This is a genomic window from Gordonia terrae, assembly GCF_051789125.1.
Classification (GTDB): domain Bacteria; phylum Actinomycetota; class Actinomycetes; order Mycobacteriales; family Mycobacteriaceae; genus Gordonia; species Gordonia terrae_A.
The window spans coordinates 3,213,362-3,239,572 of the sequence record NZ_CP196526.1; the positions used below are offsets into that span (position 1 = coordinate 3,213,362).

At 68.5% G+C, this 26,211-nt stretch carries 24 protein-coding genes and 2 riboswitches; of the genes, 11 read left to right on the forward strand and 13 right to left on the reverse strand.

Going from position 1 to position 26,211, the window contains the following annotated elements; all coding sequences use genetic code 11:
- Positions 1-54: 54 nt before the first annotated feature.
- The 5 genes from ACSUZC_RS14495 to ACSUZC_RS14515 all read right to left on the reverse strand — a co-directional run bounded on the left by ACSUZC_RS14495 (position 55) and on the right by ACSUZC_RS14515 (position 5,202).
- Positions 55-1,179 carry a glycosyltransferase family 4 protein gene (locus ACSUZC_RS14495; RefSeq protein ID WP_439033133.1) on the reverse strand — a complete coding sequence of 375 codons (1,125 nt, stop codon included), beginning with the start codon at positions 1,177-1,179 and terminating at the stop codon, positions 55-57.
- Positions 1,179-2,573 (reverse strand): hypothetical protein, encoded by a 1,395-nt coding sequence (locus ACSUZC_RS14500; protein ID WP_439029225.1) that lies wholly within the window; start codon positions 2,571-2,573, stop codon positions 1,179-1,181. The genes ACSUZC_RS14495 and ACSUZC_RS14500 overlap by 1 nt, the downstream gene beginning before the upstream one ends.
- Positions 2,574-2,582: 9 nt before the next feature.
- Positions 2,583-3,620 carry an NlpC/P60 family protein gene (locus ACSUZC_RS14505; protein WP_439033134.1) on the reverse strand — a complete coding sequence of 346 codons (1,038 nt, stop codon included), beginning with the start codon at positions 3,618-3,620 and terminating at the stop codon, positions 2,583-2,585.
- Between the two features lie 310 nt (positions 3,621-3,930).
- Positions 3,931-4,614: a C40 family peptidase gene (locus ACSUZC_RS14510; RefSeq protein WP_439029226.1), complete on the reverse strand. Its 684-nt coding sequence runs from the start codon at positions 4,612-4,614 to the stop codon at positions 3,931-3,933.
- Positions 4,615-4,631: 17 nt separating this feature from the next.
- Positions 4,632-4,864: riboswitch (cyclic di-AMP (ydaO/yuaA leader) on the reverse strand.
- A 107-nt stretch (positions 4,865-4,971) separates the two neighbouring features.
- Positions 4,972-5,202 carry a hypothetical protein gene (locus tag ACSUZC_RS14515; protein WP_439029227.1) on the reverse strand — a complete coding sequence of 77 codons (231 nt, stop codon included), beginning with the start codon at positions 5,200-5,202 and terminating at the stop codon, positions 4,972-4,974.
- A 275-nt stretch (positions 5,203-5,477) separates the two neighbouring features.
- Between ACSUZC_RS14515 and ACSUZC_RS14520 the strand changes: the two genes are divergently transcribed.
- Together ACSUZC_RS14520 and ACSUZC_RS14525 are read left to right on the forward strand one after the other, a co-directional pair.
- Positions 5,478-7,268 carry a DEDD exonuclease domain-containing protein gene (locus tag ACSUZC_RS14520; RefSeq protein WP_439029228.1) on the forward strand — a complete coding sequence of 597 codons (1,791 nt, stop codon included), beginning with the start codon at positions 5,478-5,480 and terminating at the stop codon, positions 7,266-7,268.
- Positions 7,269-7,291: 23 nt separating this feature from the next.
- Entirely contained in the window at positions 7,292-7,570 is a 279-nt protein-coding gene (locus tag ACSUZC_RS14525; RefSeq protein ID WP_439029229.1) for an Lrp/AsnC family transcriptional regulator, read from the forward strand.
- Between the two features lie 51 nt (positions 7,571-7,621).
- Here ACSUZC_RS14525 and trpD read toward each other — a convergent pair whose 3' ends face one another.
- Positions 7,622-8,692 carry an anthranilate phosphoribosyltransferase gene (trpD, locus tag ACSUZC_RS14530; protein WP_439029230.1) on the reverse strand — a complete coding sequence of 357 codons (1,071 nt, stop codon included), beginning with the start codon at positions 8,690-8,692 and terminating at the stop codon, positions 7,622-7,624.
- A 22-nt stretch (positions 8,693-8,714) separates the two neighbouring features.
- A complete protein-coding gene (locus ACSUZC_RS14535; RefSeq protein ID WP_439029231.1) occupies positions 8,715-9,200 on the reverse strand; it encodes a hypothetical protein in 486 nt (161 codons plus the stop codon).
- Positions 9,201-9,351: 151 nt separating this feature from the next.
- Between ACSUZC_RS14535 and ctaE the strand changes: the two genes are divergently transcribed.
- From ctaE to ACSUZC_RS14560, 5 genes are all read left to right on the forward strand, one after another.
- Complete coding sequence (ctaE, locus tag ACSUZC_RS14540; RefSeq protein ID WP_439029232.1) at positions 9,352-9,963, forward strand: aa3-type cytochrome oxidase subunit III; 612 nt, start codon at positions 9,352-9,354, stop codon at positions 9,961-9,963.
- Positions 9,964-10,068: 105 nt separating this feature from the next.
- Positions 10,069-10,965: a cytochrome bc1 complex diheme cytochrome c subunit gene (gene qcrC, locus ACSUZC_RS14545; protein ID WP_439029233.1), complete on the forward strand. Its 897-nt coding sequence runs from the start codon at positions 10,069-10,071 to the stop codon at positions 10,963-10,965.
- Complete coding sequence (gene qcrA, locus ACSUZC_RS14550) at positions 10,962-12,122, forward strand: cytochrome bc1 complex Rieske iron-sulfur subunit (protein ID WP_439029234.1); 1,161 nt, start codon at positions 10,962-10,964, stop codon at positions 12,120-12,122. The genes qcrC and qcrA overlap by 4 nt, the downstream gene beginning before the upstream one ends.
- Entirely contained in the window at positions 12,119-13,741 is a 1,623-nt protein-coding gene (gene qcrB, locus ACSUZC_RS14555) for a cytochrome bc1 complex cytochrome b subunit (RefSeq protein ID WP_439029235.1), read from the forward strand. The genes qcrA and qcrB overlap by 4 nt, the downstream gene beginning before the upstream one ends.
- 162 nt (positions 13,742-13,903) lie before the next feature.
- Positions 13,904-15,403: a diacylglycerol kinase family protein gene (locus tag ACSUZC_RS14560; RefSeq protein ID WP_439029236.1), complete on the forward strand. Its 1,500-nt coding sequence runs from the start codon at positions 13,904-13,906 to the stop codon at positions 15,401-15,403.
- A 93-nt stretch (positions 15,404-15,496) separates the two neighbouring features.
- Here ACSUZC_RS14560 and ACSUZC_RS14565 read toward each other — a convergent pair whose 3' ends face one another.
- Positions 15,497-15,913 carry a cytochrome c oxidase subunit 4 gene (locus tag ACSUZC_RS14565; protein WP_238423401.1) on the reverse strand — a complete coding sequence of 139 codons (417 nt, stop codon included), beginning with the start codon at positions 15,911-15,913 and terminating at the stop codon, positions 15,497-15,499.
- A 2-nt stretch (positions 15,914-15,915) separates the two neighbouring features.
- A complete protein-coding gene (gene ctaC, locus ACSUZC_RS14570; protein ID WP_439029237.1) occupies positions 15,916-17,016 on the reverse strand; it encodes an aa3-type cytochrome oxidase subunit II in 1,101 nt (366 codons plus the stop codon).
- Between the two features lie 406 nt (positions 17,017-17,422).
- On the opposite strand from ctaC, the gene asnB reads away from it, so the two are divergent.
- Positions 17,423-19,348 carry an asparagine synthase (glutamine-hydrolyzing) gene (gene asnB, locus ACSUZC_RS14575; RefSeq protein ID WP_439029238.1) on the forward strand — a complete coding sequence of 642 codons (1,926 nt, stop codon included), beginning with the start codon at positions 17,423-17,425 and terminating at the stop codon, positions 19,346-19,348.
- 38 nt (positions 19,349-19,386) lie between these two features.
- On the opposite strand, the gene ACSUZC_RS14580 is transcribed toward asnB, so the two are convergent.
- The 4 genes from ACSUZC_RS14580 to ACSUZC_RS14595 form a co-directional block, all read right to left on the reverse strand.
- Complete coding sequence (locus tag ACSUZC_RS14580) at positions 19,387-19,701, reverse strand: DMT family transporter (protein WP_439029239.1); 315 nt, start codon at positions 19,699-19,701, stop codon at positions 19,387-19,389.
- Positions 19,702-19,711: 10 nt separating this feature from the next.
- Positions 19,712-19,778, reverse strand: a riboswitch (guanidine-III (ykkC-III) riboswitch).
- A 76-nt stretch (positions 19,779-19,854) separates the two neighbouring features.
- Positions 19,855-20,832 carry a carbohydrate kinase family protein gene (locus tag ACSUZC_RS14585; RefSeq protein WP_439029240.1) on the reverse strand — a complete coding sequence of 326 codons (978 nt, stop codon included), beginning with the start codon at positions 20,830-20,832 and terminating at the stop codon, positions 19,855-19,857.
- 142 nt (positions 20,833-20,974) lie between these two features.
- Positions 20,975-21,334 carry a HesB/IscA family protein gene (locus ACSUZC_RS14590; RefSeq protein ID WP_439029241.1) on the reverse strand — a complete coding sequence of 120 codons (360 nt, stop codon included), beginning with the start codon at positions 21,332-21,334 and terminating at the stop codon, positions 20,975-20,977.
- Between the two features lie 258 nt (positions 21,335-21,592).
- Positions 21,593-22,666: a glycerate kinase family protein gene (locus ACSUZC_RS14595; RefSeq protein ID WP_439029242.1), complete on the reverse strand. Its 1,074-nt coding sequence runs from the start codon at positions 22,664-22,666 to the stop codon at positions 21,593-21,595.
- A gap of 184 nt (positions 22,667-22,850) precedes the next feature.
- Here ACSUZC_RS14595 and ACSUZC_RS14600 point away from each other — a divergent pair, with 184 nt between their 5' ends.
- From ACSUZC_RS14600 to ACSUZC_RS14610, 3 genes are read left to right on the forward strand one after another with little or no spacing between them, the layout of a single operon-like run.
- Complete coding sequence (locus ACSUZC_RS14600; protein WP_439029243.1) at positions 22,851-23,537, forward strand: DUF3043 domain-containing protein; 687 nt, start codon at positions 22,851-22,853, stop codon at positions 23,535-23,537.
- Between the two features lie 3 nt (positions 23,538-23,540).
- A complete protein-coding gene (gene cobT / locus ACSUZC_RS14605) occupies positions 23,541-25,382 on the forward strand; it encodes a nicotinate-nucleotide--dimethylbenzimidazole phosphoribosyltransferase (protein WP_439029244.1) in 1,842 nt (613 codons plus the stop codon).
- Between the two features lie 16 nt (positions 25,383-25,398).
- The gene (locus ACSUZC_RS14610; RefSeq protein WP_439029245.1) at positions 25,399-26,181 is read left to right on the forward strand and encodes an adenosylcobinamide-GDP ribazoletransferase; all 783 of its coding nucleotides are present in this window, start codon (positions 25,399-25,401) and stop codon (positions 26,179-26,181) included.
- Positions 26,182-26,211 lie beyond the last annotated feature (30 nt).

A 26,211-nucleotide genomic window follows, 5' to 3' on the forward strand; every position in this document is an offset into this window, starting at 1 on the left:
CGCCTGGTCCGACCCGGAACCGCCTGCGCCGGTTGAACGTCGCAGCTGTCGACATCACAGCAACTGACGCAGGCGGGCAGCCATCTGTCCCCACTGCCAATCGTCGACGACGTGGCGTCGACCGGCCCGGCCCATCTCCGCAGCCGCGGTCCGATCTCCGAGGATCGAGAGGATCGCCAGGGCGACCGCGTCGACGTCGGTGCCGTCGACCGCTGTACCCGTGACACCTTCCACGATCGTCTCCGGCGCACCGCCGGACAGGCCCGCCACCACCGGGACCCCGGTGGCCGACGCCTCCAGGTAGACGATGCCCAGCCCCTCGACGTCGAGCCCGCCACCGCGGGTCCGCGACGGCATCGCGAACACGTCCGCGATGTTGTGGTAGGCGGCCAGCTCGTCCGCGGGCACCGTTCCGGTGAAGATCACGTCCTCGGCGACGCCGGCGGACTCGGCGAGCTCCCGCAGCGTCTTGGCATACGGGCCGCCGCCGACGATGACCAGGGCCGCGTCGGGGATCGTGTTCCGGATCAACGGCAGGGCCCGGATGAGGGTGTCCTGCCCCTTGCGCGGCACCAACCGGGACAGGCACAGGATCGTCGGCCGCTCCCCCAGCGCGTGTCGCTCGCGAAACCGTAGGCGCAGTTCCGGATTCGGCGCGAAGCGCTCGGTGTCGACACCGGGCGGCAGGTACTCCAGCGAGGCGCCCGCGCCGAATGCCGCGGCGAACCGCCCGCGCGTGTATCGGCTGACGAAGGTGATGACATCGGTGTGCCGACCGATGTGACCGAGCACCTGACGGGACCCGGGCAGCATCGACCAGCCGACTTCGTGGCCGTGGGTGCTGGCGACGACCCGCCGGACGCCGGCGCTGCGCACGGCCGGGGCGAGCACCGCGAGCGGGGCGGCCGCACCGAACCAGACGGTCGAGATCTCCTCGCGCCGGATGATGTCGGCCGCGCGGCGCGCGACAGCAGGCGTGGGCAGCATCAGCGTCGTGGGGTGCCGGTACACCCGGTACGGGACGTCCGCGTCGAACTCACGATGGGAGTCGCCACGCCACCGCGGGGCGTAGACGACGATGTCCTCGGGCGGCAGACGGTCGACGAGGTTCTGCAGATACGACTGGATGCCGCCGGGACGGGGCGGAAAGTCGTTGGTGATCAGCAGTGTTCGCGACATCAGCGGGTCTGACCGACGAGCCATCGCTGCCAGCCCTCCAGCAGCTGAGCCCGACTCACGCCGAGGGCCGAGGTGATGGCGGCGTCCTGCGCGGCAGGCAGGGCCGAGGCCGCGACTCCGATGTACATCTTCTTCAACCGCGCTTCGTCGAACCGCTCTGCGACGTAGGCGGCCAGGGACCACGCGCTCTGATATGCCACCTGTGAAGTCTGACCGTCCATCGCGAAGTCGGCATCGGCGGGTGGCGCGGTCGGCCCCGCGCCGGAGCGTACGGCTTCGGCCAGATCGGGCGCCGCGTCGGCCAGTCGGGTGTAGGTGCCCTTGCGCCCGACGTACTCGGCGACGCCCTCGGTGATCCAGAGCGGCGCGTCGACGGAGGTGTCGGCCCGCGCGGCGACGTGGGTCAGCTCGTGACGCAGCACGACGGCCAGCGTGGGCTCGGCGAGCTCACGCGCCGCCCGCGTGAGAACGATCCGCTGTCCGGTCACCGACCGTTGCGCGCGATCGAGGCGGTTGAAAACAGTTGCGGCCGCGGCCGTCCCGATCGCCGCTCGGCCACCGGGCACGAGCTCGGCGAACTGCTCGTCCGTCGCCGTCGGCACCACCACGGCGCGCCGATCCCATCCCTCGCCCCAGAATTCGGTGACGGAGTCCACGGCGTCGGGAAGCAGGCGGCGGAGCGCAGCCACGGTCGTGGGTGTGTCGGGATAGTAGGCGATCACCGACGTCCCGCCTGCCGTGCCGACATCGGCGGCGCGCAGCCCCGGGATCTCCCACATCTGCGTCGGTGCCGGGTCCCCGCCCAAGGCCTCGGCGTCCGCCACGAGCCGCCAGTCGTCGCCGTGTCGGGCCACGACGAACTGCGTGGTCACGACGATCTCGGGTTCGGCGATCCCTGGCGCCTTCTGACCGCCCAGCGCGTATCGCAGTTCCACCGGCACGACCCATGAATCCGAGCTTCCGCCGGCGTCGAGCAGCTCCTGGAGATCGCGGGGTACGAGAACCTCCGCCTCCTCGGTGGGTGCGAGCTGGTAGCCGAACCGCTCGAATCGCAGTGGGCCGTCCCGGCCGCTTCGCGACGGGAACGTCGGGGCCCGGAAGTTGGCGGCCGCCGTGACGAACCGGTCCTTGAACACCGGGGTCGCGGAGACATCGAGCAGGGTGCCGATCGTCCGTACGTCGCCGGAGGACACGGCCTTCGTCAGCGCGTCGAGCAGTCGGGTCACACCTGCCGCGCGATCCCGCTCATAGACGTTGACCTCGGAACTCGTCGCTGACCCGCCGTCGGAGGAGCTCTGACCGGAGGGCACTCCGGGGCTGCATCCGGCGGCCACCGCGACGACCAGCACGGCAGCAGCCAACGCCGGGCAGGTCCGCCCGCGGAAGGAGAGCACCGTCTCCGACTAGAACCGGCGAGCCGAGTTGTACGGGCCGGCCTCGTCGAGGGGAACGACCTTCACCGGGACGCCGAAGGTTGAGGCGTGGATGACATAGCCGTCACCCACGTACATGCCGACGTGAGTCGCATCCGGGTAGTAGATGACCAGATCGCCCGGTTTGAGGTCGTCGCGTTCGACCGGTTGACCGCCGGCCCGCTGCGCCTCGCTCGAACGCGGCAGGGTCTTGCCCGCCTGACGGAACGCCCACACCATGAGCCCCGAGCAGTCGAACGAATCCGGCCCGGTGGCGCCCCAGACGTACGGGTCACCGATCCGGGTGAGTGCGGCCTGCACCGCGATCAGCCCGGCGGCGGTTCCCTTCGGCACCAGGCGCGGATCGAAATCGAAGGTCGGGCCACGCAGCGCGGCGAGCTGCTTGCCGGTCATCGACTTGTAGATGGCCCGGATCTGGATCGCCTGCAACTGCAGATCGGCCTGCTTGGTCTGGAGATCACCGCGCACGCGTTCGGCCCGCGACACCGCCTCGGAGGCCGCGACAGCGGTCTGCTCGGCGTTCTTCTTGGCGACGGCCGTGCGCGCACGGACCTTCTTGATGGCCGTGAGGTCTGCGGAGGCCTGCCGCGAGATCATGTCGAGCCCCGACATCTGGTCGAGCAGAGCCTGGGGCGAATCGCTGACCATCACGGCGTAGAGCCCGCTCACCCGTGCGCCCTGATAGCTGGCACGCACGATGGCGTCGACTCGGTTCTGATGGACCGCGAGCTGGGCGCGGCTGGCGTCGAGCTTCTGCTGGGCCTCGGCGGCGGCATGCTTGGCCGCCGTGACTATCCCCCGCTGCTTGTCGTACTCGATCTTGGCGTTGTGCATCGCCTCGGTGGTCTTCTCGGCGTCGATGCCCAGCTGCTTGTAGCGCTGGAGCAACTGATCCGCCGATCGCGCGGGGACCGCGCTCGCGTCCCCGACCCCGCCGGCCATCGTCGGAACGAGGGTCGCGAGCGCCGACAGGAGACAGATGGCAAGCATCAGCGGACCCGATCGCATGTGCGGCCGAGCCGCGCGAAGCCGCCCCTCCCCGGATACCACGGTCCTACTCACTCCCTCGTGCTCGTCGTCCCGAGCATGTCGTCGCGTGCTGAGCATGTCGTCCTGTGACCGCCGTCGGACCGGCGTCGTCGTCCTCATCCGTCCCGCGGACCTCCCCGATGCGGTTCGGTGGATGTGCCGACCACCCTAGGGCGCCGGCACTCCTCCAGGACTGGATCGGGCGGATCGCACCGTTGCGCGACCCGCCCGTCCAGACTCTCGTGCCCAGTCTGCTCGTCGTACTCAGTCTGTCGTGTTCAGTTGTGACTCAGTAGCGGCGGATACCGGTGAGCGTCCACTCCTTGACGGCGTCGCGCTTGACCGGGGTCCCGTAGTTGGACGAGTGGACGAACTGGCCGTTGCCGACGTAGATGCCGGCGTGTCCGCCCCCGTTGAAGATCATGACGTCGCCGGGCTTGGCGTCGGAGTACGACACCGCGCGTCCGCCGCCGAGCTGGCCGTAGCTGTCGCGGGGAATGGTCTTGCCTGCCTGCTTGTAGGACCAGTAGACGAGACCCGAGCAGTCGAATGCGTTGGGGCCGGCGGAACCGTACGAGTACGGCGAGCCGATCTTGCTCTCGGCCGCCTTGACGGCCTTCTGGCCGGCGGTCAGCTGAGGCGCGGCGAGCGGTCCGCCACCACCCGGGCGGAACTGCTGCGGAATCTGGTCCGGCGCGATACCCGGCACGGTGAACTGACCCAGATTGGGGATCTCGACCGTGGCGGCGGGCGACTTCGCGACAGGCTTGGCTTCGGGGGCCTGCTTGACCTGCGGGGCCTGCTGGCCGGGCAGAGCCGGGATCTCGAAAGTGCCCAGCGGGGTGTGGACCGGGGCGGCAAGCGCGGGGCCGGCTGCAGCGGCGAGCGAACCGAGCGTGATCGATCCGGCGATCACCGCCTTCTTGGCAACCTTGCTACCGCGATTGGGCTGTTCCAAACGATGTTTGGCCACGAAGCGAGTTCTCCTTCAATTTCTCCCTCTACCGCCGACCGAGTTAGCTGTCGGGTTCGGGCCGGAAGAGTGGCCCTACACGTCTTTCGCGCATGACGCATCCCATGGACACGTATGCGTGGCAACGCGATTCACCCCGATTCGGTACGAGATCCTCAGCCGCACATCAGTGGTGATGCGCTCCGACGATGCCGCCCGAAGGTTGTGGTTCCCCGGTTCGCCCGCGAGGGCGATTGAGCGGTGACTACTGCGGACCACTTCTGTTGAAGCGGGACGCTCCGCAAATGTCTCAGAAAGGTTACGAAATCGGATGCGCTCTGTCCACTAGGCGTCGGCGAGCCAAACCTCACCTGATTCTCAGCCCGCGCGCAGGACGGTCACAGATGCGGCCCGATTCCTGCCCTGAGCTGCCTTTTTCGACGATCTTGCAGATCGTGCAGCGCCACTCGTCACCATTGCAGCGTCCTCGAAAACGCCGATCGCGAGGTCGAGTTCGGCGTCGTCGTCGAGGCCGGTGGCCGTTACCGAAACTCCACCTTCGAAGGGCACATCGTCCCAGCTCGGGCCGCCAAACAGCACTGTCATCATGCACCCGTCACATGCGACGGGGCGGGCCGGGCAACGGGCGCAGTCGACGTACATGGTGTGATCTCCATCTCATCTGGTCGTCCGGGGCCGCGTCGGCTCCGGTGTCGGGCTGGCAGGTCGTGAGAGCACCGCTTTTCTCACGTCGAGGTGGAGACTAGGACCGGGCACCGACAAGTCCCTCGAACAGCGATCGACACACCCGTCACACCGGTCACACGGCGCCGCCGCCGGCCCTCGCGAGAACGGTGTCGGTGCGTCGAACTAGTGTTCGCCCCGTGACGCAGACCAGCGTGGCGGGTTCCACTGCGGGCCAGCTGACCTTCGCCGACCTCGAGGCCGCCGATCAGGGTGCCGCGGGCGACTCGTCGAACGAGTTCAGCGATCGATCCCTGTTCGACACCACACTCGTCGTCGTCGACCTGGAGACCACGGGGTCGGACCCCGCACGCGATCGGATCACCGAGATCGGCGCGGTCAAGATCCGTGGCGGAGAGGTCATCGGCGAGTTCGCCACACTGGTCGATCCAGGACGCCCGATACCTCCGCAGATCGTCACCCTCACCGGCATCACCACCGCGATGCTCACCGACGCACCACGCATCGAATCGGTGCTGCCCTCGTTCTTCGAGTTCGCACGGGGTTCGATCCTGGTGGCACACAATGCGCGCTTCGACATGGGATTCCTGCGCCAGAACGCGATTCGGTTACAGCTGCCCTGGACCTTCAGCCTGAGCCTGTGCACGGTGACGATGGCCCGTCGGATCCTGTCGCGCGACGAGGCCCCCACGGTCAAGCTCAGCGCCCTCGCCGACCTCTTCGACGTCTCGGTCCGGCCCACCCACCGCGCACTCGACGACGCTCGCGCCACCGTCGAGGTCTTTCATCGTCTACTCGAACGCGTCGGCAACCAGGGCATCGCCACGGTCGGCGAGCTGACGTCCTATCTGCCGCGCGCCAACCCCCGGCTGCGGGCCAAGCGCGCCCTCGCCGACCACGTTCCCGCCCGCCCCGGCGTCTACCTCTTCCGCGGGCCGTCGAACGAAGTCCTCTATGTGGGGACCGCCGTCGACCTCCGTCGCCGCGTCCGTTCCTATTTCACCGGGAACGACCCGCGCCGTCGGATCGCCGAGATGGTGTTGCTCGCCGAACGCGTCGACGTGGTCGAGTGCTCCCACGCACTCGAGGCCGCGGTGCGCGAATTGCGGCTGCTCGCCGCACACGCGCCCGCCTACAACCGCCGGTCCACTCAGCCGCACAGGGGCTGGTGGGTCACGCTGACAGAGGAACGCTTCCCGCGCCTCAAGGTCAGCCGCACACCCACCGACGAGTCCGTCGGGCCGGTCGGCAATCGCGCCGGGGCGGCGACGGTGGCCGACGTCATCGCGGCTGCCGCCGGACTGCGTACGTGCACCACACGATCCGGCGCCCGCGGGTATCACTGGTGCGCCACCGCCGACGGTGTCGGCCAACCGGGTTCGTGTCGCGCGTCGTCGGCGCAACCCCAGACCGTCCCCGACTACCTGCCACGCGTCACCGCCGTACGACGCCTCATGCGCGGTGAGGCCGACGATCTGCTCGACGGCCTCACCGAACGCCTCACCGACCTCGCCGAGGCGCACATGTTCGAGACCGCGGCCCGGCACCGCGACCGCCTGGCCCTCACCATCGACACCCTCGCGCGGTGTCAGCGCCTCGGCGCCCTGTGCTCGATCGCCGAGATCGTCATCGCCAGATCGGACGGCGAACACGGGTGGCAGTTCGCGGTCGTCCGCCACGGACGTCTCGCCGCCGCAGGACGGGCCCGACGCGGCGTCGCGCCGATGGCGGTCGTCGACGCCCTCATCGCCGCCGCCGAGACCGTCATCCCCGGCCCCGGGCCGCTGCGCGGTGCACCCGCGGAGGAGGTGGGCCTCATCTATCGCTGGATGACCGAACCGGGGGCGCGAATCGTGTCGACGACCGACCCGGTCGCACTGCCGGCCGGTTCGGCCGAGCGTCGGCTCTGCTGGTCGCAGTCCGCCCACGACGCCCGTTCGGTGCGCCCGCGGACACGACGGGCGAGCTGATCGCCGCCGACTAGGCTTGCGCCATGATCACCGCCATCGTCCTCATCCAGGCCGACATCCACCACATCCCGGAGACGGCACAGGCCGTCGCCGACATCACGGGTGTCGAAGAGGTGTACTCCTGCGCGGGCGATGTGGACCTCATCGCGAAGATCCGCGTCCGCGACCACGAGCAGATCGCCACGGTGGTCACGGGCAAGATCAACCGGCTGCCGGGTGTGCTGAAGAGTGCCACCCACATCGCATTCCGGAGCTACTCGAGCTCCGATGTCGAGGGCGGCTTCTCCATCGGCGAGAACTGACGCCGATCACGCTGCGCCCCTTGCATTTCGGCGCTCAGCGCCGTTCCACGGTCAGGCCGGCGCGGCGAGAGACTTGCTGAGCGCCGCCCACCGATCGAGCAGCGATGCCGCCGCGCCGCTGTCGATGGCCCGGGCCGCTCGTTCCTTCGCGATCCCGAGTGCGTCGGTCAACTGCGCCGAGTTCATCGGGGCCTCCTGTTCGAAGGCGACGATCGCTCCCGCGGAGTTCAGCAGCACCGCATCGCGGACCGGACCGGTGGTCCCCGCCAGCAGTTCCCGCGCGATGGCCGCGTTGGCGGTCGCATCGCCTCCCTGCAGCGCCGAGAGTTCGACGCGGGCGATCCCGAGTTCGGTCGGGTCGAGACTGAGCTCGGTGACCTCGCCCGCGACCACCTGCCACACCGTTGAGGTCGTGGTCGTCGTCAGCTCGTCGAGTCCGTCGTCACCGCGGACCACCAGCGCGGAGCTGCCGCGCTCCGCGAAAGCCCGGGCGAGGACCGGGGCGAGGTCGGCGAACGCGCATCCGATGAGGCCCCGCGACGGCGTCGCCGGGTTGGTCAGCGGCCCCAGCACGTTGAAGACCGTCGGGATCCCGATCTCCTTGCGCGGCGGTCCGGTGAAACGGAACGCGGGGTGGAAGACCGGCGCGAAACAGAACCCGATGCCGAGCTCGTCGACGCACCGCGCCACCGAGGCCGCGTCGAGCGAGATGTCCACGCCGAGCGCCTCGAGGACGTCGGCGCCGCCGCTCTTCGACGACGCGGCGCGGTTGCCGTGCTTGACCACCGCCACACCCGCCGCCGCGATGACGATCGCGGTCATGGTGGAGATGTTCACCGTGTGCGAGCGGTCCCCGCCGGTCCCGACGACGTCCACGGCCGGACGACCGACCTCGACGAGGGTCGCGTGGTCGAGCATCGCCCGCGACAGACCGATCAGTTCGGCGGGAGCCGCGCCCTTCATCTTCACCCCGACGCCGAATGCGGCGATCTGGGCACCGGTCGCGCTGTCGGTCATGATCTCGTTCATCGCCCACGCCGACTCCTCGGCGTCGAGGTCGAAGCGGTCGGTGATCTTGCCGAGGATCTGTGGCCAGGTGAAGGCGGACTGTGCGGTGCTCACAGCCAGAGAGCCTAGTGCCTGCTCAGCCCGGCGGACGTTGGAGGACGGCCCACCCGCGCGCGACCCCGCCGTGCCGCGAACCCAGGCTGGCCATCCGCGACCTCTCCTGCGACAGATGCATGGCGTCGACCAGTTGCACCCGGGCCACCACCAGTACGACCAGCCCGTCGGCGCGCGGGGCGGGCGCAGGCCCCCAGCGCTCGTCGTCGACCCGTTCGTACCCGTCGAGGGCGGCGACGCCGGCGGCCTCGATGACCCGTTCCGACGGGATCTCCAGGTGATGACGCAGGATCGCCTCGTCCTCGGGACGCCACGACGACGCGTCGAGCGCCGTGGAACTGGCCACGGCATCGTCCTCGGAACCGACCACCTCGACGACCTCGTCGTCCAGCGACAGCGGGCCCGGCTCGGTGCCCGCCCGCAGCCGTGAGCGCAACCGCGCCAGGCGCCCCTGCGCGACGACGCGCCCGTTCAGATCCCGACGCCCGGGAAAGGCCGAACTCGACATGAACACACCGTAGCCAGCGCGGCCCCACAGCGGCTTCGGAGGACACGCCGAGGACCCTCTGGCAGGCCCTGGACCTGCACCGGGAGAATTGATCGAGGTCAATTTCCGACCCGGGTGGCCACCGCTTACTACGAACCGTCATACTTCACTTGTGACAAGCGCTGTAGGTACCTCAGGAACAGCCATCACCTCGCGCGTGCACTCGCTGAACCGGCCCAACATGGTCAGCGTCGGCACGATTGTGTGGCTGTCCAGTGAGCTCATGTTCTTCGCTGGCCTCTTCGCGATGTATTTCGTCGCCCGTGCCAACTCCGCGGTGGGATGGCCGCCGCCACCGACCGAGCTGAATCTCGCCCTCGCCATCCCGGTGACGACGGTGCTGATCCTCTCGTCGGTGACGTGTCAGATGGGCGTCTTCGCCGCCGAGCGCGGTGACGTCTTCGGCCTGCGCCGCTGGTACGTACTCACCCTGGCCATGGGCACCTTCTTCGTGTGCGGCCAGGCGTACGAGTACTACCACCTGATCGAGCACGGCACGACGCTCGCGTCGAGCGCGTACGGCTCGGTCTTCTACATGACGACGGGCTTCCACGGCCTGCACGTCATCGGCGGTCTGATCGCGTTCGTGTACCTGCTCATCCGCACCAAGCTGTCGAAGTTCACCCCGGCGCAGGCAACCGCCGCAATCGTTGTCTCCTACTACTGGCATTTCGTCGACATCGTCTGGATCGGGCTGTTCGTCACGATCTACTTCATCCGATGACACCGGCGACAGCGCGAACCGCAACACCCGGCGCGGTCCGCTCCCCGAACACAGAGCGCAGCTCGCTCCGAACACCAGTCCGTCCCGCTTAGTAGAGAGTCACAGATGAGTTCATCTCCACCGCGTCCGTCGGATAGCGGCACCGAGGTCGGACCCGATGCATCGGCCCGACACTCCTCGGCAAGTGACGCCGGCCGCCGCGCCAAGGCACGACGCAAGCTCCGCCGACGCGCAGGCGGCACCATCGTGCTGCTGGCCGGCCTCGTCATGGCAGGCGTGCTCGCCTCGGTACTGACCCCCGAGCCCCAGGTGGCGGTCGCCGACGAGAGCAACGCCGCGATGATCGACGACGGGCGCAAGCTCTACGAGACCTCGTGCATCACCTGCCACGGCTCCAACCTGCAGGGTGTTCCCGACCGCGGTCCCGCACTGCTCGGCGTGGGCGACGCCGCCGTCTACTTCCAGGTGTCGACCGGTCGTATGCCCGCGGCACGAGGCGAGGCACAGGCACAGCGCAAGCCCGCCAAGTTCACCACCGAGCAGATCGACCAGCTCGGCGCCTACATCCAGGCCGAGGGCGGCGGACCCCAGGTCCCGCGCAACGCCGACGGCACCATCGCGCAGGGCGAACTGCGCGGCGAGAGCATCGGACGAGGCAGCGAGCTGTTCCGTCTGAACTGCGCGTCGTGCCACAACTTCACCGGCCGTGGCGGCGCCCTGTCCTCGGGTAAGTACGCGCCCAACCTCGACGGTGTCAGTGAGGCGCAGATCTACACCGCGATGCTGACCGGTCCGCAGAACATGCCCAAGTTCTCGAACCGTCAGCTGGATCCGGAAGAAAAAAGAGACGTGATCGCCTACGTCAAGTACGCCACCGAGGCAAAGCCCAGTGGCGGACTGGGACTGGGCGGCTTCGGCCCGGTCAGCGAGGGCATGGTCATGTGGTTCGTGGGCGTCATCGCCATCGTCGCAGGCGCCATGTGGATGGGATCTCGAGCATGAGCGCCAGTGATAAGAACGACGGCCCGTCGCGGGACGAACTCGAGGCGATGAGCACCGAGGAGCTCGTCAAACTCGGTACCAATCTCGACGGCGTCGAGATCATCCACCGCAGTGAGCGCTACACCGTGCCCGGCACCAAGGTCGAGAAGCGTGCCGAGCGTCAGGTCGCCGTCTGGTTCACCATCGCCGGCATCTCCGCACTCGCCTGCCTCGGCATCTTCCTGTTCAACCACTGGGAATTCGCCCTGCCGGACGATCCGGACTACTGGTGGTACACCTTCAACACGCCGCTGCTCGGCGTGACATTCGGTCTGTCGGTGCTGTCGATCGGCATCGCGATGATCCTCATCACCAAGAAATTCATCCCGGCCGAGATCTCCGTGCAGGACCGGCACGACGGCGGTTCGGCCGAGGTCGACAAGAAGACCATCGTCGGTCTCCTGCAGGACACGGGCACCACCTCGACCCTCGGTCGTCGCAAGATGATCATCGGTTCGGCCGGCTTCGGCCTCGGCGCGTTCGCCGTCACCGGCCTGGTCGCCTTCCTCGGCGGCTTCATCAAGAACCCGTGGGCCGAGGGCCCCGACTCGCCGCTGTGGCACTCGGGCTGGTCGCCGATCTACAACCCGAAGGACGCGCCCAACGAGACCATCTACCTGCGTCGTGACACCGGAAACCCGTACCAGGTCGCCCTGGTCCGGCCGGAGGATCTCGACGCCGGCGGTATGGAAACCGTCTTCCCGTGGCGTCGCTCGGACGGCTTCGGTGAGAGCGAGCACTCCCGGCACAAGCTGATGGAGGGCCTCCACGAGGTCCGCAACCCCGTCATGCTCATCCGCCTGCGTCCCGAGGACGCGGCCCGCGCGGTCAAGCGCAAGGGTCAGGAGAGCTTCAACTACGGTGACTACTTCGCCTTCACCAAGGTGTGCAGCCACCTCGGTTGCCCCGCCTCGCTGTACGAACAGCGGAGCAACCGCATCCTGTGTCCCTGCCATCAGTCGCAGTTCGACGCACTCGAGTACGCCAAGCCGATCTTCGGTCCGGCCGCCCGTGCACTCGCACAGCTGCCGATCACGGTGAACAGCGAGGGTTACCTCGTTGCGGCAGGCGACTTCATCGAGCCCGTCGGACCGGCATTCTGGGAGCGTAAGTCATGACCATCGCCGAACGGATCGGCACGCAAGCCGAAGAAATGGACTCGCGGTATCACCTCGCCGCGGGTATGCGTCGCCAGATCAACAAGGTGTTCCCCACCCACTGGTCGTTCATGCTGGGTGAGATCGCGCTGTACAGCTTCATCATCCTGCTCATCTCGGGCGTCTACCTGTCGCTGTTCTTCGACCCGTCGATGACCCACGTGGTCTACGACGGTGCGTACCAGCCGCTCAACGGCGTCCTGATGACCAAGGCGTACGAGACGACGCTGGATCTGTCCTTCGAGATCCGCGGTGGCCTGTTCGTCCGCCAGATCCACCACTGGGCGGCTCTGCTGTTCGCGGCGTCGATCATCATCCACATGGCGCGCATCTTCTTCACCGGTGCGTTCCGTCGTCCCCGCGAAGCCAACTGGATCATCGGCTGCCTGCTGCTGATCCTGGCGATGTTCGAGGGCTTCTTCGGCTACTCGCTCCCCGACGACCTGCTGTCGGGCACCGGCGTCCGCGCCGCCATGAGTGGCATCGTGCTCGGTATCCCCGTGGTCGGTACCTGGATTCACTGGGCGCTGTTCGGCGGAGACTTCCCCGGCGACATCATCATTCCGCGCCTGTACGTGCTGCACATCCTGCTGTTCCCGGGCATCATCCTGGCACTGATCGGCGCGCACCTCGCGCTCGTCTGGTACCAGAAGCACACGCAGTTCCCCGGCCCCGGCCGCACGGAGAAGAACGTCGTCGGCGTCCGCATCATGCCGGTGTTCGCCGCCAAGGCCGGCGCCATGTTCGCCTTCGTCACCGGTGTCCTGGCCGTCATGGCGGGCGTCTTCCAGATCAACCCGGTCTGGAACATCGGCCCGTACAACCCGGCTCAGGTGTCCGCGGGATCGCAGCCGGACATCTACATGATGTGGACAGACGGCCTGATACGTCTGTTCCCCGCATGGGAGCTGTACCTCGGCAACTACACGGTCCCGATGTCGAACTGGGTCGTGCTGATCATGACGATCATCTTCGGCGTGATGTTCGCCTACCCGTGGATCGAGAAGAGGCTCACCGGCGACGATGCGCACCACAACCTGCTGCAGCGTCCGCGTGACACCCCGGTGCGCACGGCGATCGGTGCGATGGCGTTCTCGTTCTACATCCTGCTGACGATCGCGTGTATGAACGACATCATCGCGTTCAAGTTCCACATCTCGCTGAACGCGACCACGTGGATCGGCCGCATCGGATTGATCATCCTGCCGCCGCTGGTCTACTTCATCGCGTACCGCTGGGCGGTCTCGTTGCAGCGCAGCGACCGTGAGGTCCTGGCACACGGTATCGAGACCGGCATCATCAAGCGTCTCCCGCAGGGTGAGTACATCGAGGTCCACCAGCCTCTCGGCCCGCTCGACTCGCACGGACACCCGATCCCGCTCCCCTACGAGGGTGCGGCACTGCCGAAGCGGATGAACAAGCTCGGCTCCGCGGGTGCACCGGGTACCGGTTCGATCCTCACGGCCGACCCGCTCGACGAGCAGCTGCGCAATGTCGAACTCGAGCACGAGATCGAGGCCGGCGAGCGCAAGGCACTCCGCGAGTTGCAGGCCAAGGGCGGTAATCCCTTCACCGAGTAGGTCTCTCGGCACGAGTTCCACGTACGACCCACAGCGGGCCGTCGAGCACCATCCGGTGCACGACGGCCCGCTGTGTTCGTGGCGGGTGCGTTCACGACGCCGGGTTCGGCGCTCCCCTCCCCCGCCCCGCTCGGCCGCCGTCGATGTGGCACCGTGGACGCCATGCGCCCGTTTCGCCCCCGAAGTTCCGGTCTGTCCCAGATCACCCGTGGGATGGGCACTCTCGACGCCGAGGTCTACGACTCGATCGCCCGCTCGCCCAGTCCACTCCTCGACGCGTCGATGCCCGCGCTGTCCCGCGCCGCCGACCATTCGAAGCTCTGGATGGCCATCGCCGCGGGTCTCGCTCTGTCGGGGCGGCCCTCGCTGCAACGCGGGGCGGCCCGGGGGATCTCATCGCTCGCGGTGACGAGTGTCGTGGTGAACCAGGGCGCCAAGCGCATTCGACGCCGAAGCCGCCCCGCCACCGCACTGATCCCCGGCCCTCGGCTCGGTCATCGCAGCCCGACGTCCAACTCGCTGCCGTCCGGACACTCGGCCAGCGCGGCGGCGTTCGCGGTCGGCGTCGCGGTCGAGAGCGCCCCCGCAGGGTTGCTGCTGTCGGCACTGGCCGGACTCGTAGGCCTGTCGCGCGTGGCCACGGGCGCCCACTACCCCGGCGATGTCGCCGCGGGACTCGGCATCGGCGCTGCGGTCGCCACTCTCGGCGCCCGCGTCGTACCACCCATCAGCGAACCCTTCCTGTCGCCCGCCGCGCCCAGCGTCGTCGAGGTGGCTCCCGATCCCGACGGCGCGGGTCTGGTCGTCGTGGTGAACCCGGGGTCCGCGGACGGGCGGGGCAGACGTGTGCTCGACGCCATCCGCGAGGCCCTCCCCGCCGCGGAGATCGTGGAACTCGACGACGGCGACGACATGGCGTCGGTGTTCGAGAACGCCGCGGGCAGGGCCCGGATCCTGGGCGTTGCGGGCGGTGACGGCACCGTGGCCTGCGCCGCGGGCGCCGCCATCGCCGCCGACGTTCCGATCGCGGTCTTCCCCGCCGGCACCTTCAACCACTTCGCACGCGACATCGGCTGTACCTCGGTGCATTCGACGATCGACGCGATCAAGGCGGGTTCGGCGTCCCGCGTCGACGCGGTGTGGCTCAACGACACCCGGCTCATCCTGAACACCGCGAGCATCGGTGCGCACCCGCACTTCGTCCGCGTCCGCCGCCGTCTGCAGAGCCGCATCAGCCGTCCGCTCGCGACGGTCGCGGCGGTGCTGCAGGTGCTGCGTAACGACCCGCATGTGCGGATCGAGGTTGCGGGGCGGGTGTTCGATGCCTCGCTGTTCCTCGTGGGCAACTCGCTGTACCAGCCGAGCGGCTTCTTGCCGTCGCGTCGCGCCCGCATCGACGACGGCCTCCTCGATGTACGGATCCTCGAGACGAGCCACCGCTGGGCCACGGTCCGCCTGCTCGGTTCCCTGGCCGCGGGCAGGCTGCAGCGGTCGCATCTGTACCACGAGATGCAGGTGCCCGAGTTCAGCTTCCGTGCCGTCGACGGGCCGGTCGCCGTGTCGCACGACGGCGAGGTCGAACAGTCGTACTCGCGGGCGGACTTCCGTGTCGCCTACCGCATCCTGAAGGTCTACCGCCCGGTCGCCGCCGGTCGTCGGTGATCTCGGGTACGCCGTTCGGACCACGCCACAGACGGAAACGCCCCACCGGGCTTCCGGTGGGGCGCTTCTCGCAGATCTGAGAGGTCGTCGACCTCAGTGCTTCTCGGGTCCGACGTGGTACTCGAAGACCAGTCCGGCCGCGGTGCCCATGATGACGAACGCCGCGAAGATCGCCAGCCAGAAGTTGCCGGTGGCGAAGCCGACCGCGAAGGTCGAGGCGCCGAGGGCGATCAGGATGGGCCACCACGAGTGCGGGCTGAAGAAGCCCAGTTCGCCTGCGCCGTCCTCGATCTCGGCATCCTCATAGTCCTCCGGACGGATCTCGACCCGTCGGGCGACGAAGCGGAAGAAGGTGCCGGCGATGAGGGTCAGGCCCGCCGCGAAGAACAGGCCGACGACGCCGACCCACTCGATGCCCTTGCTGGTGAAGCCGGTGAACAGTGTGTACGCGACGCCCGTCAGAAAGAAGAAGGCGGTCAGCATCTCGAAGAGGCGTGCCTCGATCTTCATCGTCAGCTCACTTTCTTGGTGCAGTTGGCGAGGGTCGGATCGTCCGGGTTGCCCGTTGCGCCGACGGAGCCGTCAGTGGCGCGACGCGTGTCGAACGGCACCGTGGTGACCGACTCCGGCGCCTGGCAGATCGAGGCGAGTGCCTCGGCGTTGGTCGCCGTCGGGTTGGCCTCACGGAAGCGGATGTAGCTGTCGAAGTCCTCCGGGGCGACCGCACGGACCTCGAAGTTCATCATCGAGTGGTAGGTACCGCACATCTCCGCACAGCGACCGACGAAGGCACCGGTCCGGTCGATCGACTTGATCTGGAAGATCGGGTCGGTCGCGTTCTGCGCCGGGAACGGGAAGACGTCACGCTTGAACAGGAACTCCGGAACCCAGAACGAGTGGATGACGTCGGCCGAGGCGATGTTGAACTCGATCTGCTTGCCGGTCGGCAAGACCAGCACGGGGATCTCCGACGAGGAGCCGACGGTCTCGATCTTGTCGAACTTGAGGTAGTCGCGGATGTCGTCGTCGCGACCGCCGGCCGGGCCGGGGAGTTCGCCGTGCTCGCCACCGTGGTCGCCACCGCCGGCGTGCTCGCTCTCGGCGCCGCTACCGGTCTGGGCCTGGACCTCGAACGGGTTGCCGTTCTGCTCGAAGCCGTTGTAGGTGGTGCCGTCGGAGAACTCGACCTGGTTGTAGCCGAACTTCCAGTTCCACTGGAACGCAGTCACATCGATGACGACCTTGGAGTCGTCGTTCTTGCTCTCGACGTTGTTCTGCACGATGACCGTGAAGTAGAAGAGAACGGCGATGATCACGAACGGGATCGCGGTGTAGGTGAGCTCGAGCGGCACGTTGTACGCGGTCTGGCGCGGGAACACGCCCTTCTTCGCGTCGTTCGCGCGGTGGAACGTGATCGTCCAGAAGATCAGCGCCCACACCAGAATGCCCATGACCAGCGCCGCGATGACCGACCAGGTCCACAGGTCGACCATCTCCTTGCCGTCGGGCGTGACGCCCTCGGGCCAACCGAAACGCATCGCCTCACTGGCGTCGCAACCCGACATCAGCAGTGCGCCGAGGCCGAGAGCTGCGACGAATCCCAGCCGCTTCATCGTCCGCGACGCTGATGAGACACGCCTCGCTCGGGGCCGTCCACCGTGTGCCAATTTCACGCCTTCCTGCTCGCTCACCGGCACCTTCGCGCCGAGGTGAGTGCATGCCACATGACCTGCACGGGGCAAGGTCCTGCCGTGGATACACAGCAATTCTTGCACCTAGTACTACGCAGCGTAGACCAACCCGCGGAACCTTTCGTGATCGGGGTTTGATCCGGCCGTGTCCGCCTCCGCGGGCCGGTGTCGACGGCCCGTTCACACCCGCCGACAGCCCTCCTGTCGCCGCGTAGTTCAGGTCACCACGCCAGGTGGGAGAACACCGCGGGACTTCAGGCATACTCGGTCCCGACCCCGGCGAGCCGGGATGTGTGCGTGGACGGCAACTGAACGGAGAGAACAAGACGTGTGTGGTCTGCTCGGCCTGCTGACTTCCGACGGAACGGCCTCGGATGTCGTCGACGCGGTGGCGGTGGCCTCACACTGCATGCGGCACCGTGGCCCCGACGAGCCCGGCACGTGGCACGACGACGACATCGTCTTCGGCTTCAACCGCCTGTCCATCATCGACATCGAGCACTCGCACCAGCCGTTGCGCTGGGGACCGCCGGAGAATCCCGACCGTTACGCGCTCGTCTTCAACGGTGAGATCTACAACTACCTCGAGATCCGCGCCGAGCTCGCGCGCGACGAAGGGGTGCTGTTCCGCACCGAGGGCGACAGCGAGGCGATCGTCGCGGCATTCCACCACTGGGGCCCCGACGCCGTCCGGCGCCTGCGCGGCATGTTCGCGTTCGCCATCTGGGACACCGAGAACCGGTCGCTGTTCCTGGCGCGCGACCCGTTCGGCATCAAGCCGCTCTTCGTGGCCTCCGGCCCGGGCGGACTGGTCTTCGGCAGCGAGAAGAAGAGCCTTCTCGAGGTGATCGAGCGCGTCGGGTTGTCCACCGAACTCGATCCCCGGGCGATCGAGCACTACACCGTCCTGCAGTACGTCCCCGAACCCGAGACGATCCACGCCGACATCCGGCGGCTCGAGTCGGGCTGCCACGCCACGGCGACACCGGGCAGCCCTCTCGCGACGCGTCGTTATTTCACCCCGCAGTTCGGCGTCCGCCCCGTCACCGACGCCACCCGCCAGAAGCGCTACGACGAGATAGCCGATGCGCTGGCGGATTCGGTCGCCAAGCACATGCGCGCCGATGTGACGGTCGGATCGTTCCTGTCCGGCGGCATCGACTCCACCGCGATCGCCGCACTGGCGATCCGGCACAACCCCGACCTCATCACCTTCACCACCGGTTTCGAACGGGACGGGTATTCCGAGGTCGACGTCGCCGCCGAGTCCGCCGAGGCCATCGGCGCCCGCCACGTCGTGAAGGTCGTCGGCCCGTCGGAGTTCATCGAGTCCATCCCGTCGATCGTCTGGTACCTCGACGACCCGGTCGCCGATCCGGCTCTCGTCCCCCTGTACTTCGTGGCTGCCGAGGCACGCAAGCACGTGAAGGTCGTGCTCTCCGGCGAGGGTGCCGACGAACTCTTCGGCGGTTACACGATCTACAAGGAGCCGCTGTCGCTGGCGGCTTTCGACCGGCTACCGCGCCCCCTGCGACGGGCCGCGGGCAAGATCTCCGACCGGATTCCCGAGGGCACCCGGGGCAAGAGTCTTCTGCACCGAGGGTCACTGACCCTCGAAGAGCGCTACTACGGCAACGCCCGCAGCTTCGACGACGCGCGGTTGCGTGCGGTGCTGCGGGATTACCGCCCCGAGTGGACCCACACGGACGTGACCGCGCCGATCTACGCGATGAGCGAGGGGTGGGATCCGGTGGCGCGCATGCAACACCTGGACCTGTTCACCTGGCTGCGCGGAGACATCCTGGTGAAGGCCGACAAGATCACGATGGCCAACTCCCTCGAACTGCGCGTGCCGTTCCTCGACCCCGAGGTCTTCGCGATCGCCGAGGGACTCCCCCACGACGAGAAGATCGCCCACGGGACAACGAAGTACGCGTTGCGTAAGGCGCTCGAGCAGATCGTCCCGGCGCATGTGCTGCACCGCAAGAAGCTCGGTTTCCCGGTGCCGATTCGGCACTGGCTGGCCGGCACCGAGATGTTCGACTGGGCGCACGAGACCATCGCGAACTCGCAGACCGACCACATCTTCGACAAGAACGCGGTGATCGCGATGCTCAACGAGCACCGGGAAGGTGTGGTGGACAACAGCCGTCGCCTCTGGACCGTGCTCATCTTCATGGTCTGGCACGGCATCTTCGTCGAGGGCACGATCGTCCCCGACATCGTCGACCACACCTACCCGGTCCGCGTCTAGATCGGCACCGAGGAACTTCTTCTCCCGACGACGCGGCCTCAGTTCGCGAGCTTGAGGCCGATCACGCCGCCGACGATCATGAGCAAGAAGAACACCCGTAGCACCGATATCGGCTGACCGCCGGTGGCCATGGCGTACACGACCGTGAGCACGGCGCCGATGCCGACCCACACGGCGTAGGCGGTGCCCACCGGCAGATCGCGCATCGCGTAGGCCAGGCCGGCCATGCTGATGGCCAGCGCCACGACGAACAGCGACGTGGGTCCGGGCTTGGTGAATCCGTCGGATCTACCCAGAGCGGTTGCCCAGACGGCTTCGAAGACACCTGACAGAACCAAGATCAACCATGACATGACGGCCTCCCATGGGCCGTCTTGTCGCACACCGGGTACAGCACCCCTCGTCCGGGGCCCGCGATTCGCGGGCTCCGTTCCACGGTGTCACGCCGGTTTCGGGGTGGCAACGTCAGACTCGTCACCACGCCGCCACCCCGGGTCGATGTGTCGTCAGTTCGCGAACGCGGCCTTGATCTCCGCAACGGCCTGGGCACCGTAGGCGCCCTCGATGCGAACGAGCGCGGAGTCGGTGTCCCACGACCAGTCCTGGGTGGACACGGTCTCGAGCACCAGCACGGCCACCATCGAACCGACCTGGGCGGCCCGCTCGAAACCGAGGCCCTTGGACAGGGCCGACAGGAAACCTGCGCGGAATCCGTCGCCGACCCCGGTCGGGTCGACCTTGGCGGTCTCGGGCACGACGGGCACATGGATGCGCGTGCCGTCGCGGTCGACGATCTCGACGCCGTCCTTGCCGAGGGTCGTGACACGGACACCGACCATCTCGGCGACCTGGGCCTCGGACAGTCCGGCCTTCTGGCGGAGCAGACCCCACTCGTATTCGTTGGTGAACAGGTAGTCCGCGCCGTCGATCAGCGTGCGCGCCTGCTCACCGTCGAGCCGCGCGAGCTGCTGCGACGGGTCGGCCGCGAAGGGGATCCCGGCGGTGCGGCATTCCTCGGTGTGCCGGATCATCCCGTCCGGATCGTCGGCGCCGATGAGCACCAGCTCCGGAGTACCGACCTCGGCGATCACCTGGGCGAGTTCGATGTCGCGACTCTCGCTCATGGCGCCGGCGTAGAAGGTCGCCAGCTGGGCCATGGTCTCGTCGGTGGTGCACATGAACCGAGCGGTGTGATGGTGCTCCGAGACGCGGACGCCCCGGCAGTCGACCCCGTTGGACTCCAGCCACTTGCGGTAGTCGTGGAAATCGGACCCGACGGCGCCAACGAGGACGGGGCTACCGCCCAGCTGGCCCATCGCGTAGCAGATGTTCCCGCCCACCCCGCCGCGGCGGACGACGAGATCCTCCACGAGGAAGCTGAGCGAGATGTGTTCGAGGTGGTCGCCGAGGATCTGTTCGGAGAACTTGCCCGCGAACTTCATCAGATGGTCGGTTGCAATGGACCCGCATACAACGATTGCCACTAGCGTTTACAGCCCTTCGTGTGGTTACCCGGTCAGTTCACGGACAGGTGTCCACGCTACCCACCGGCCGGAAACACGACACCGGCCGCACCCCTGGAGGGTGCGGCCGGTGTGTTGACAGATGTTCGACGCGGGTCGCGCGTCAGTTGAACGAGTCGCCGCAGGCGCAGCTGCCGGTGGCGTTCGGGTTGTCGATGGTGAAACCCTGCTTCTCGATGGTGTCGACGAAGTCGATGGTGGCGCCCTGCACGTAGGGAGCGCTCATGCGGTCGACCGCCAGGGTCACGCCGCCGAAGTCGCTGGTGATGTCGCCGTCGAGGGTGCGGTCGTCGAAGAAGAGCTGGTAGCGCAGGCCGGCGCAGCCTCCCGGCTGTACGGCGATGCGCAGCGCCAGATCGTCGCGACCTTCCTGGTCGAGCAGCGCTTTGGCCTTCGATGCGGCAGCGTCGCTGAGGACGACGCCGGTGCTCGTGGCTGTGCCCGTTTCGTTCTGCACGGTCATGGATGCTCCTGTAGGTGGTGTGGTCCCGGTGGGACGTGGCCCGATGTCGTCGCGGGGTCGGCACCCCGCCCGCAGTCGGGATTCACCCCGCTCGCCGAGAGGTCGACCGGTTGTGCCCGTGCGTACAACCGTACTCCTCCCCGTGCTATTCCCGTCGAGTAGCACCGGCGTTTTCCCGACTGTCGCAGGCCCCGGGATCGGCCCTCGGGATCGGCCGTCGGGATCGGCAGTCGGGCCATGGCCGGTGTCAGCGCGCGGTCAACCGGCCCTGAAGTCGCACGCGACCCTGCGCGCGAGTTCGGTGAGCTGGTTCTCGGCATCGTTCATGGCCACCTCGACCGACCCCGCGACGTCGACGATCGCGTGCGCACCGGCGATGCCCGCGGCGTCGATCTCGGCATCGCTGAGCGACACCTGACCCGCGAGCACCAGCGTCGACGCCCCGGCTCCGTGGGCGCCCAGCGTCGACGCCCGACCGTGTAGCGCGGACACGACTTTCCCGCGCAGCGTCTGGGCGTCGAATCTGCCCTCGCCGGTGACGACGACGTCGGCCGCGGTGATATCGTCCTCGAGGCCGGTGGCCTCGGCCACCACCGAGGCACCGGACACGCGCCTGCCGCCGAGAGCGAGCAGTGCCGCGCCGAGTCCGCCGGCCGCCCCGGCGCCCGGTGCGGCGGTGACATCGCGTCCCGCGAGTGCGTTCAGCGTGACCGACCACTCGGCGAGATGCCGCTCCAGCACTTCGACGGTCTCGGGGTCGGCACCCTTCTGCGGACCGAAGACGGCAGCTGCCCCCGTCGGCCCGAGGAGCGGATTCTCCACGTCGGAGGCCACGATCAGCTCCACACCGCGGAGCCGCTCGCGTGCACGCTCACCCCCGCCGAGTGCCCCGACGAGACCCGCGCCGCCGTCGGTGGTGGCGCTGCCGCCGAGTCCGACGACGATCCTGCTCACCCCGTGCCGCAAGGCCGCGTCCAGGAGTTCGCCGACGCCGAAGGTGTCCGCCCGGGTCGCGGTACGGGGGGTGGGAGAACCACCGAGCTGGTGCAGTCCGCACGCCTGAGCGCATTCGACATAGGCGGTCGACGTCGCGTCGTCGAGGAGCCACTGCGCCGAGATCCCGGCGCCGAGCGGGCCGTGGACGGATTCTGTGAGCCGGGTGCCGAGTCGTGCGGCGAGTACGTCCACGAAACCCGGCCCGCCATCGGACTGGGGTGCGACGACGACCTCGTCGTGCGGCCTCGCGGCTGTCCAGCCCGTCTCGATCGCACGAGCCGCGACGACCGCGGACATCGTGTCGCCGAACGAGTCCGGTGCGATCAGGATGCGCATTCGGGTTCCTCCCACCGGCTCGGCCGACCCCGGTCGTGGCGCACGGTCCCGGGTCTCGGTCTCGAGCACGAAGTATAGGGACGGTCCCGTGACCGGGCAGTGCGACGAACGCCGCCGTCGGCGCCCCCGGAAAGCGACCACCACGCGTTTGCCCCGCGCCACCGATCACCTAGGCTCTACAGGCGTGAAGCTGCCATGGAAAAAGGACGACACGGAGGCGGAATCCGGCGAGAGCCCGGTGTCCACCTACACCGCCGACGAGTCCGGCGCCGACGTCGCACAGACCGCCAAGGGCAGCAAGTACACCCCGGGCAAGGGCCGCCCGACGCCGTCCCGGCGTCAGGCCGAGAACAAGCGCCGCGGGCCCGTCGCACCTCCCCCGACGAACCGGTCCGAGGCGCGGGCCCGCAAGAAAGAACTGAAGTCCACGCTCACCAAAGACGAGAAGCGCGCGCTCTCCGCGGAGCGCCGGGAGAAGCGACTCCAGCAGCGCGAGCGGATGATGGCCGGCGACGAGGCCTATCTGATGCCCCGCGACAAGGGCCCCGCGCGTCGCTACGTGCGCGACATCGTCGACGCCCGCCGCAACTTCGCCGGGCTGTTCATGCCGTTCGCCATCCTGCTGATCGTGCTGATGTTCCTGGTTCCGCAGGCGGCGGCACTGACGAACCTGATCCTGGTCGCGTTCGTCGTCCTGATGGCGATCGACGGTGTCATCCTGGGCCGCATGGTCAACCGCCGCGTCGCCGAACGCTTCCCCGAGTCCGGCGACGGCGGCTTCAAGCTGGGCTGGTACGCCTTCACACGCGCCATGCAGCTACGCAAGATGCGCGCACCCAAGCCGATGGTCACCCACGGCGACGAAGTCTGATCGATGACCGATCGCGCAATGCGCACCCTGGTCCTGGGCGGTGTGCGTTCGGGTAAGTCGGCGCACGGCGAATCGCTGCTCGGCGGCCACCGTCAGATCCGCTACCTGGCCACCGGCCCACTCACCTCCTCCGACGGCGAGTGGATGGAGCGGGTCCGCACCCACCGCGAGCGGCGCGACGACCGGTACACCACGATCGAGACCACCGACCTCGGTCAGGCCCTGCGGGCCGCACCCGACATCCCCGCTCTCGTCGACGATCTCGGCAGCTGGCTCACCGCGCAGATCGACGCCGTCCACGGGTGGACCGCCGGCACCGAGATCGACCTCGACGAGCAGATCACCGACCTGTGCGACGCCCTCGCCGCGATGACCGCCGACGTGGTGCTGATCAGTCCCGAGGTCGGACTGTCATTGGTGCCGCCCACCCCCGCCGGCCGCGTCTTCCAGGACCTCCTGGGCACTCTCAACACACGGGTCGCCGACGCGTGCGATCGAGTCCGGCTCGTCGTGGCCGGACGGGTTCTCGAGCTGCCGCGTCCCGGCGCCACCGCGAGCCCCGCAGCATCGGACGACGCCGTGCCCGGCCAGGCGCAGTCACCCGCGCGGGCTGCGGTTCCGATCCCGGCCGCGACGGTCGACGGCGCTGAGACCCACGCGGGCGAGACCGCTGCCACCGAAGCCGCTGCGAACGGGACCGACACCGCGCGCCCTGACGCTGCCGCACCGAGATCGCACGATCTTCCCGATCCGACCGATGCCGAGGTCTTCGCACCCGTCACGCCGCCCGACGAAGGCGTCGCCCGGGCAGCCCGCGAACGTCAGGCGATCCTCACCAAGCCGCCGGGGTCGCTCGGCCGTGTCGAGGAGATCGGGGTGTGGATCGCCGCGTGCCAGGGCCAGTGTCCGCCCACCGCGCTCACCTCCCCCACCGTCGTCGTGTTCGCCGGAGACCACGGTGTGGCCGGGGGCGGGGTATCGGCGTTCCCGCCCGAGGTGACCGCGCAGATGGTCGCGAACATCGCGGCCGGCGGCGCCGCGGTGAATGTCCTCGCCGAACGTGCCGGAGCAACGGTGCAGGTCGTCGACATGTCCGTCGACGCCGACACCGAACCCCACCTGTCGCGGTACAAGGTCCGCCGTGGCAGCGACGACCTGCGCAGCTCCGACGCCATCTCCCTGGAACAGGCTCGCATGGCCCTGGCCGCCGGCCGGGCGATCGCCGACGAACTCGTCGACTCGGGCAGCGACGTGCTCATAGCGGGAGACATGGGCATCGGGAACACGACCCCGGCGACGGTGCTCGTGGGTGCACTCACCCGTCACGAGCCGGTGGAGATCGTCGGCCGCGGCACCGGGATCGACGACGCGGGCTGGATGCGTAAGACGGCGGCCATCCGTGACGGGATGCGCCGCGCGCGCAAGGTGGTCCACGATCCGCTGGCACTGCTGGCGGCTGTCGGCGGAGCCGACCTCACCGCGACAGCCGGCTTCCTCGCCCAGGCCGCGCTGCGTCGGACACCCGTCATCCTCGACGGTGTCGTGGTCACCGCGGCCGCCATGGTCGCCAACGAACTCGCGCCCGGCGCCATGCGGTGGTGGATCGCGGGCCACCGGTCGGTCGAGCCCGCCCATCAGATCGCGCTCGACCACCTCGACCTCGAACCCGTCCTCGACCTCTCGATGCGTCTCGGCGAAGGCAGCGGCGCGGTGCTCGCGCTCCCCATCGTGCAGTCCGCCACCGATCTGTTGATCTCGATGGCGACGTTCGACGAGGCAGGCGTGAGCGAAAAGGCGGCGTCGGACGCCGCGGTCGCCGAGACCGTCGAGGCCGGGAAATCCTGACTCGCACCGTGTTCCGATGATCTCGGCGGTTCGTGCGGTCCGGACCGCATTCACCTGGCTGACGGTGCTCCCCGTCGCCGGGCGGGATGTGAGTGAGGCGCCTGATCGCGCACTCGGCGGCGCCGTGATGGCCTCGGTGCCCGTGATCGGCGTGGCCCTCGGTGCCGCGGTCGCCGGCCTGGCTCTGGCGTTGTCGTACACCGGATTTTCGATGGTGCTCATCGGCGTGCTGCTCGTCGCCACGCTCGCCGCGCTCACACGGGGAATGCACCTCGACGGTCTCGCCGACACCGCCGACGGTCTGGGCTGTTACGGACCGCCCGAACGGGTCACCGAGGTGATGCGCAGCGGGACGGTCGGGCCGTTCGGCGTGGCGACACTGGTCCTCACCCTGGGTGTCCAGGCGGCCGGCTTCGCCGGACTGACCGACGAGAGTCGTTGGTACGCCATCGCATTCGCCATCGCAGTCGGAAGGCTCGGGGCGGTCGTCGCGACCCGCCGCTCACTGACGCCGGCCCACCCCGACGGTTTCGGCGCGCTGGTGGCCGGAACCCAACGTGTCTCGGTCGCCGTGTGGTGCGGCGTCGCCCTGCTCGCGGCGCTGCCACTCGGCCTGGGCGGCAACGGCTTCGACGCCGTACCGGTCGTGCAGGGTGCGGGGTCGGTCGTCGCGGTCGTCGTGTTCGCGTGGCTGTTCACCCGGCACTGCGCGCGGCGGATGGGTGGGGTGACCGGCGACGTCCTGGGCGCGACCATCGAGCTCGGCGTCGCGATCGCCCTCCTCGGCCTGCTGCTCTGACCCGGCGACCCGGCCGCGAGGCGGGGCCGC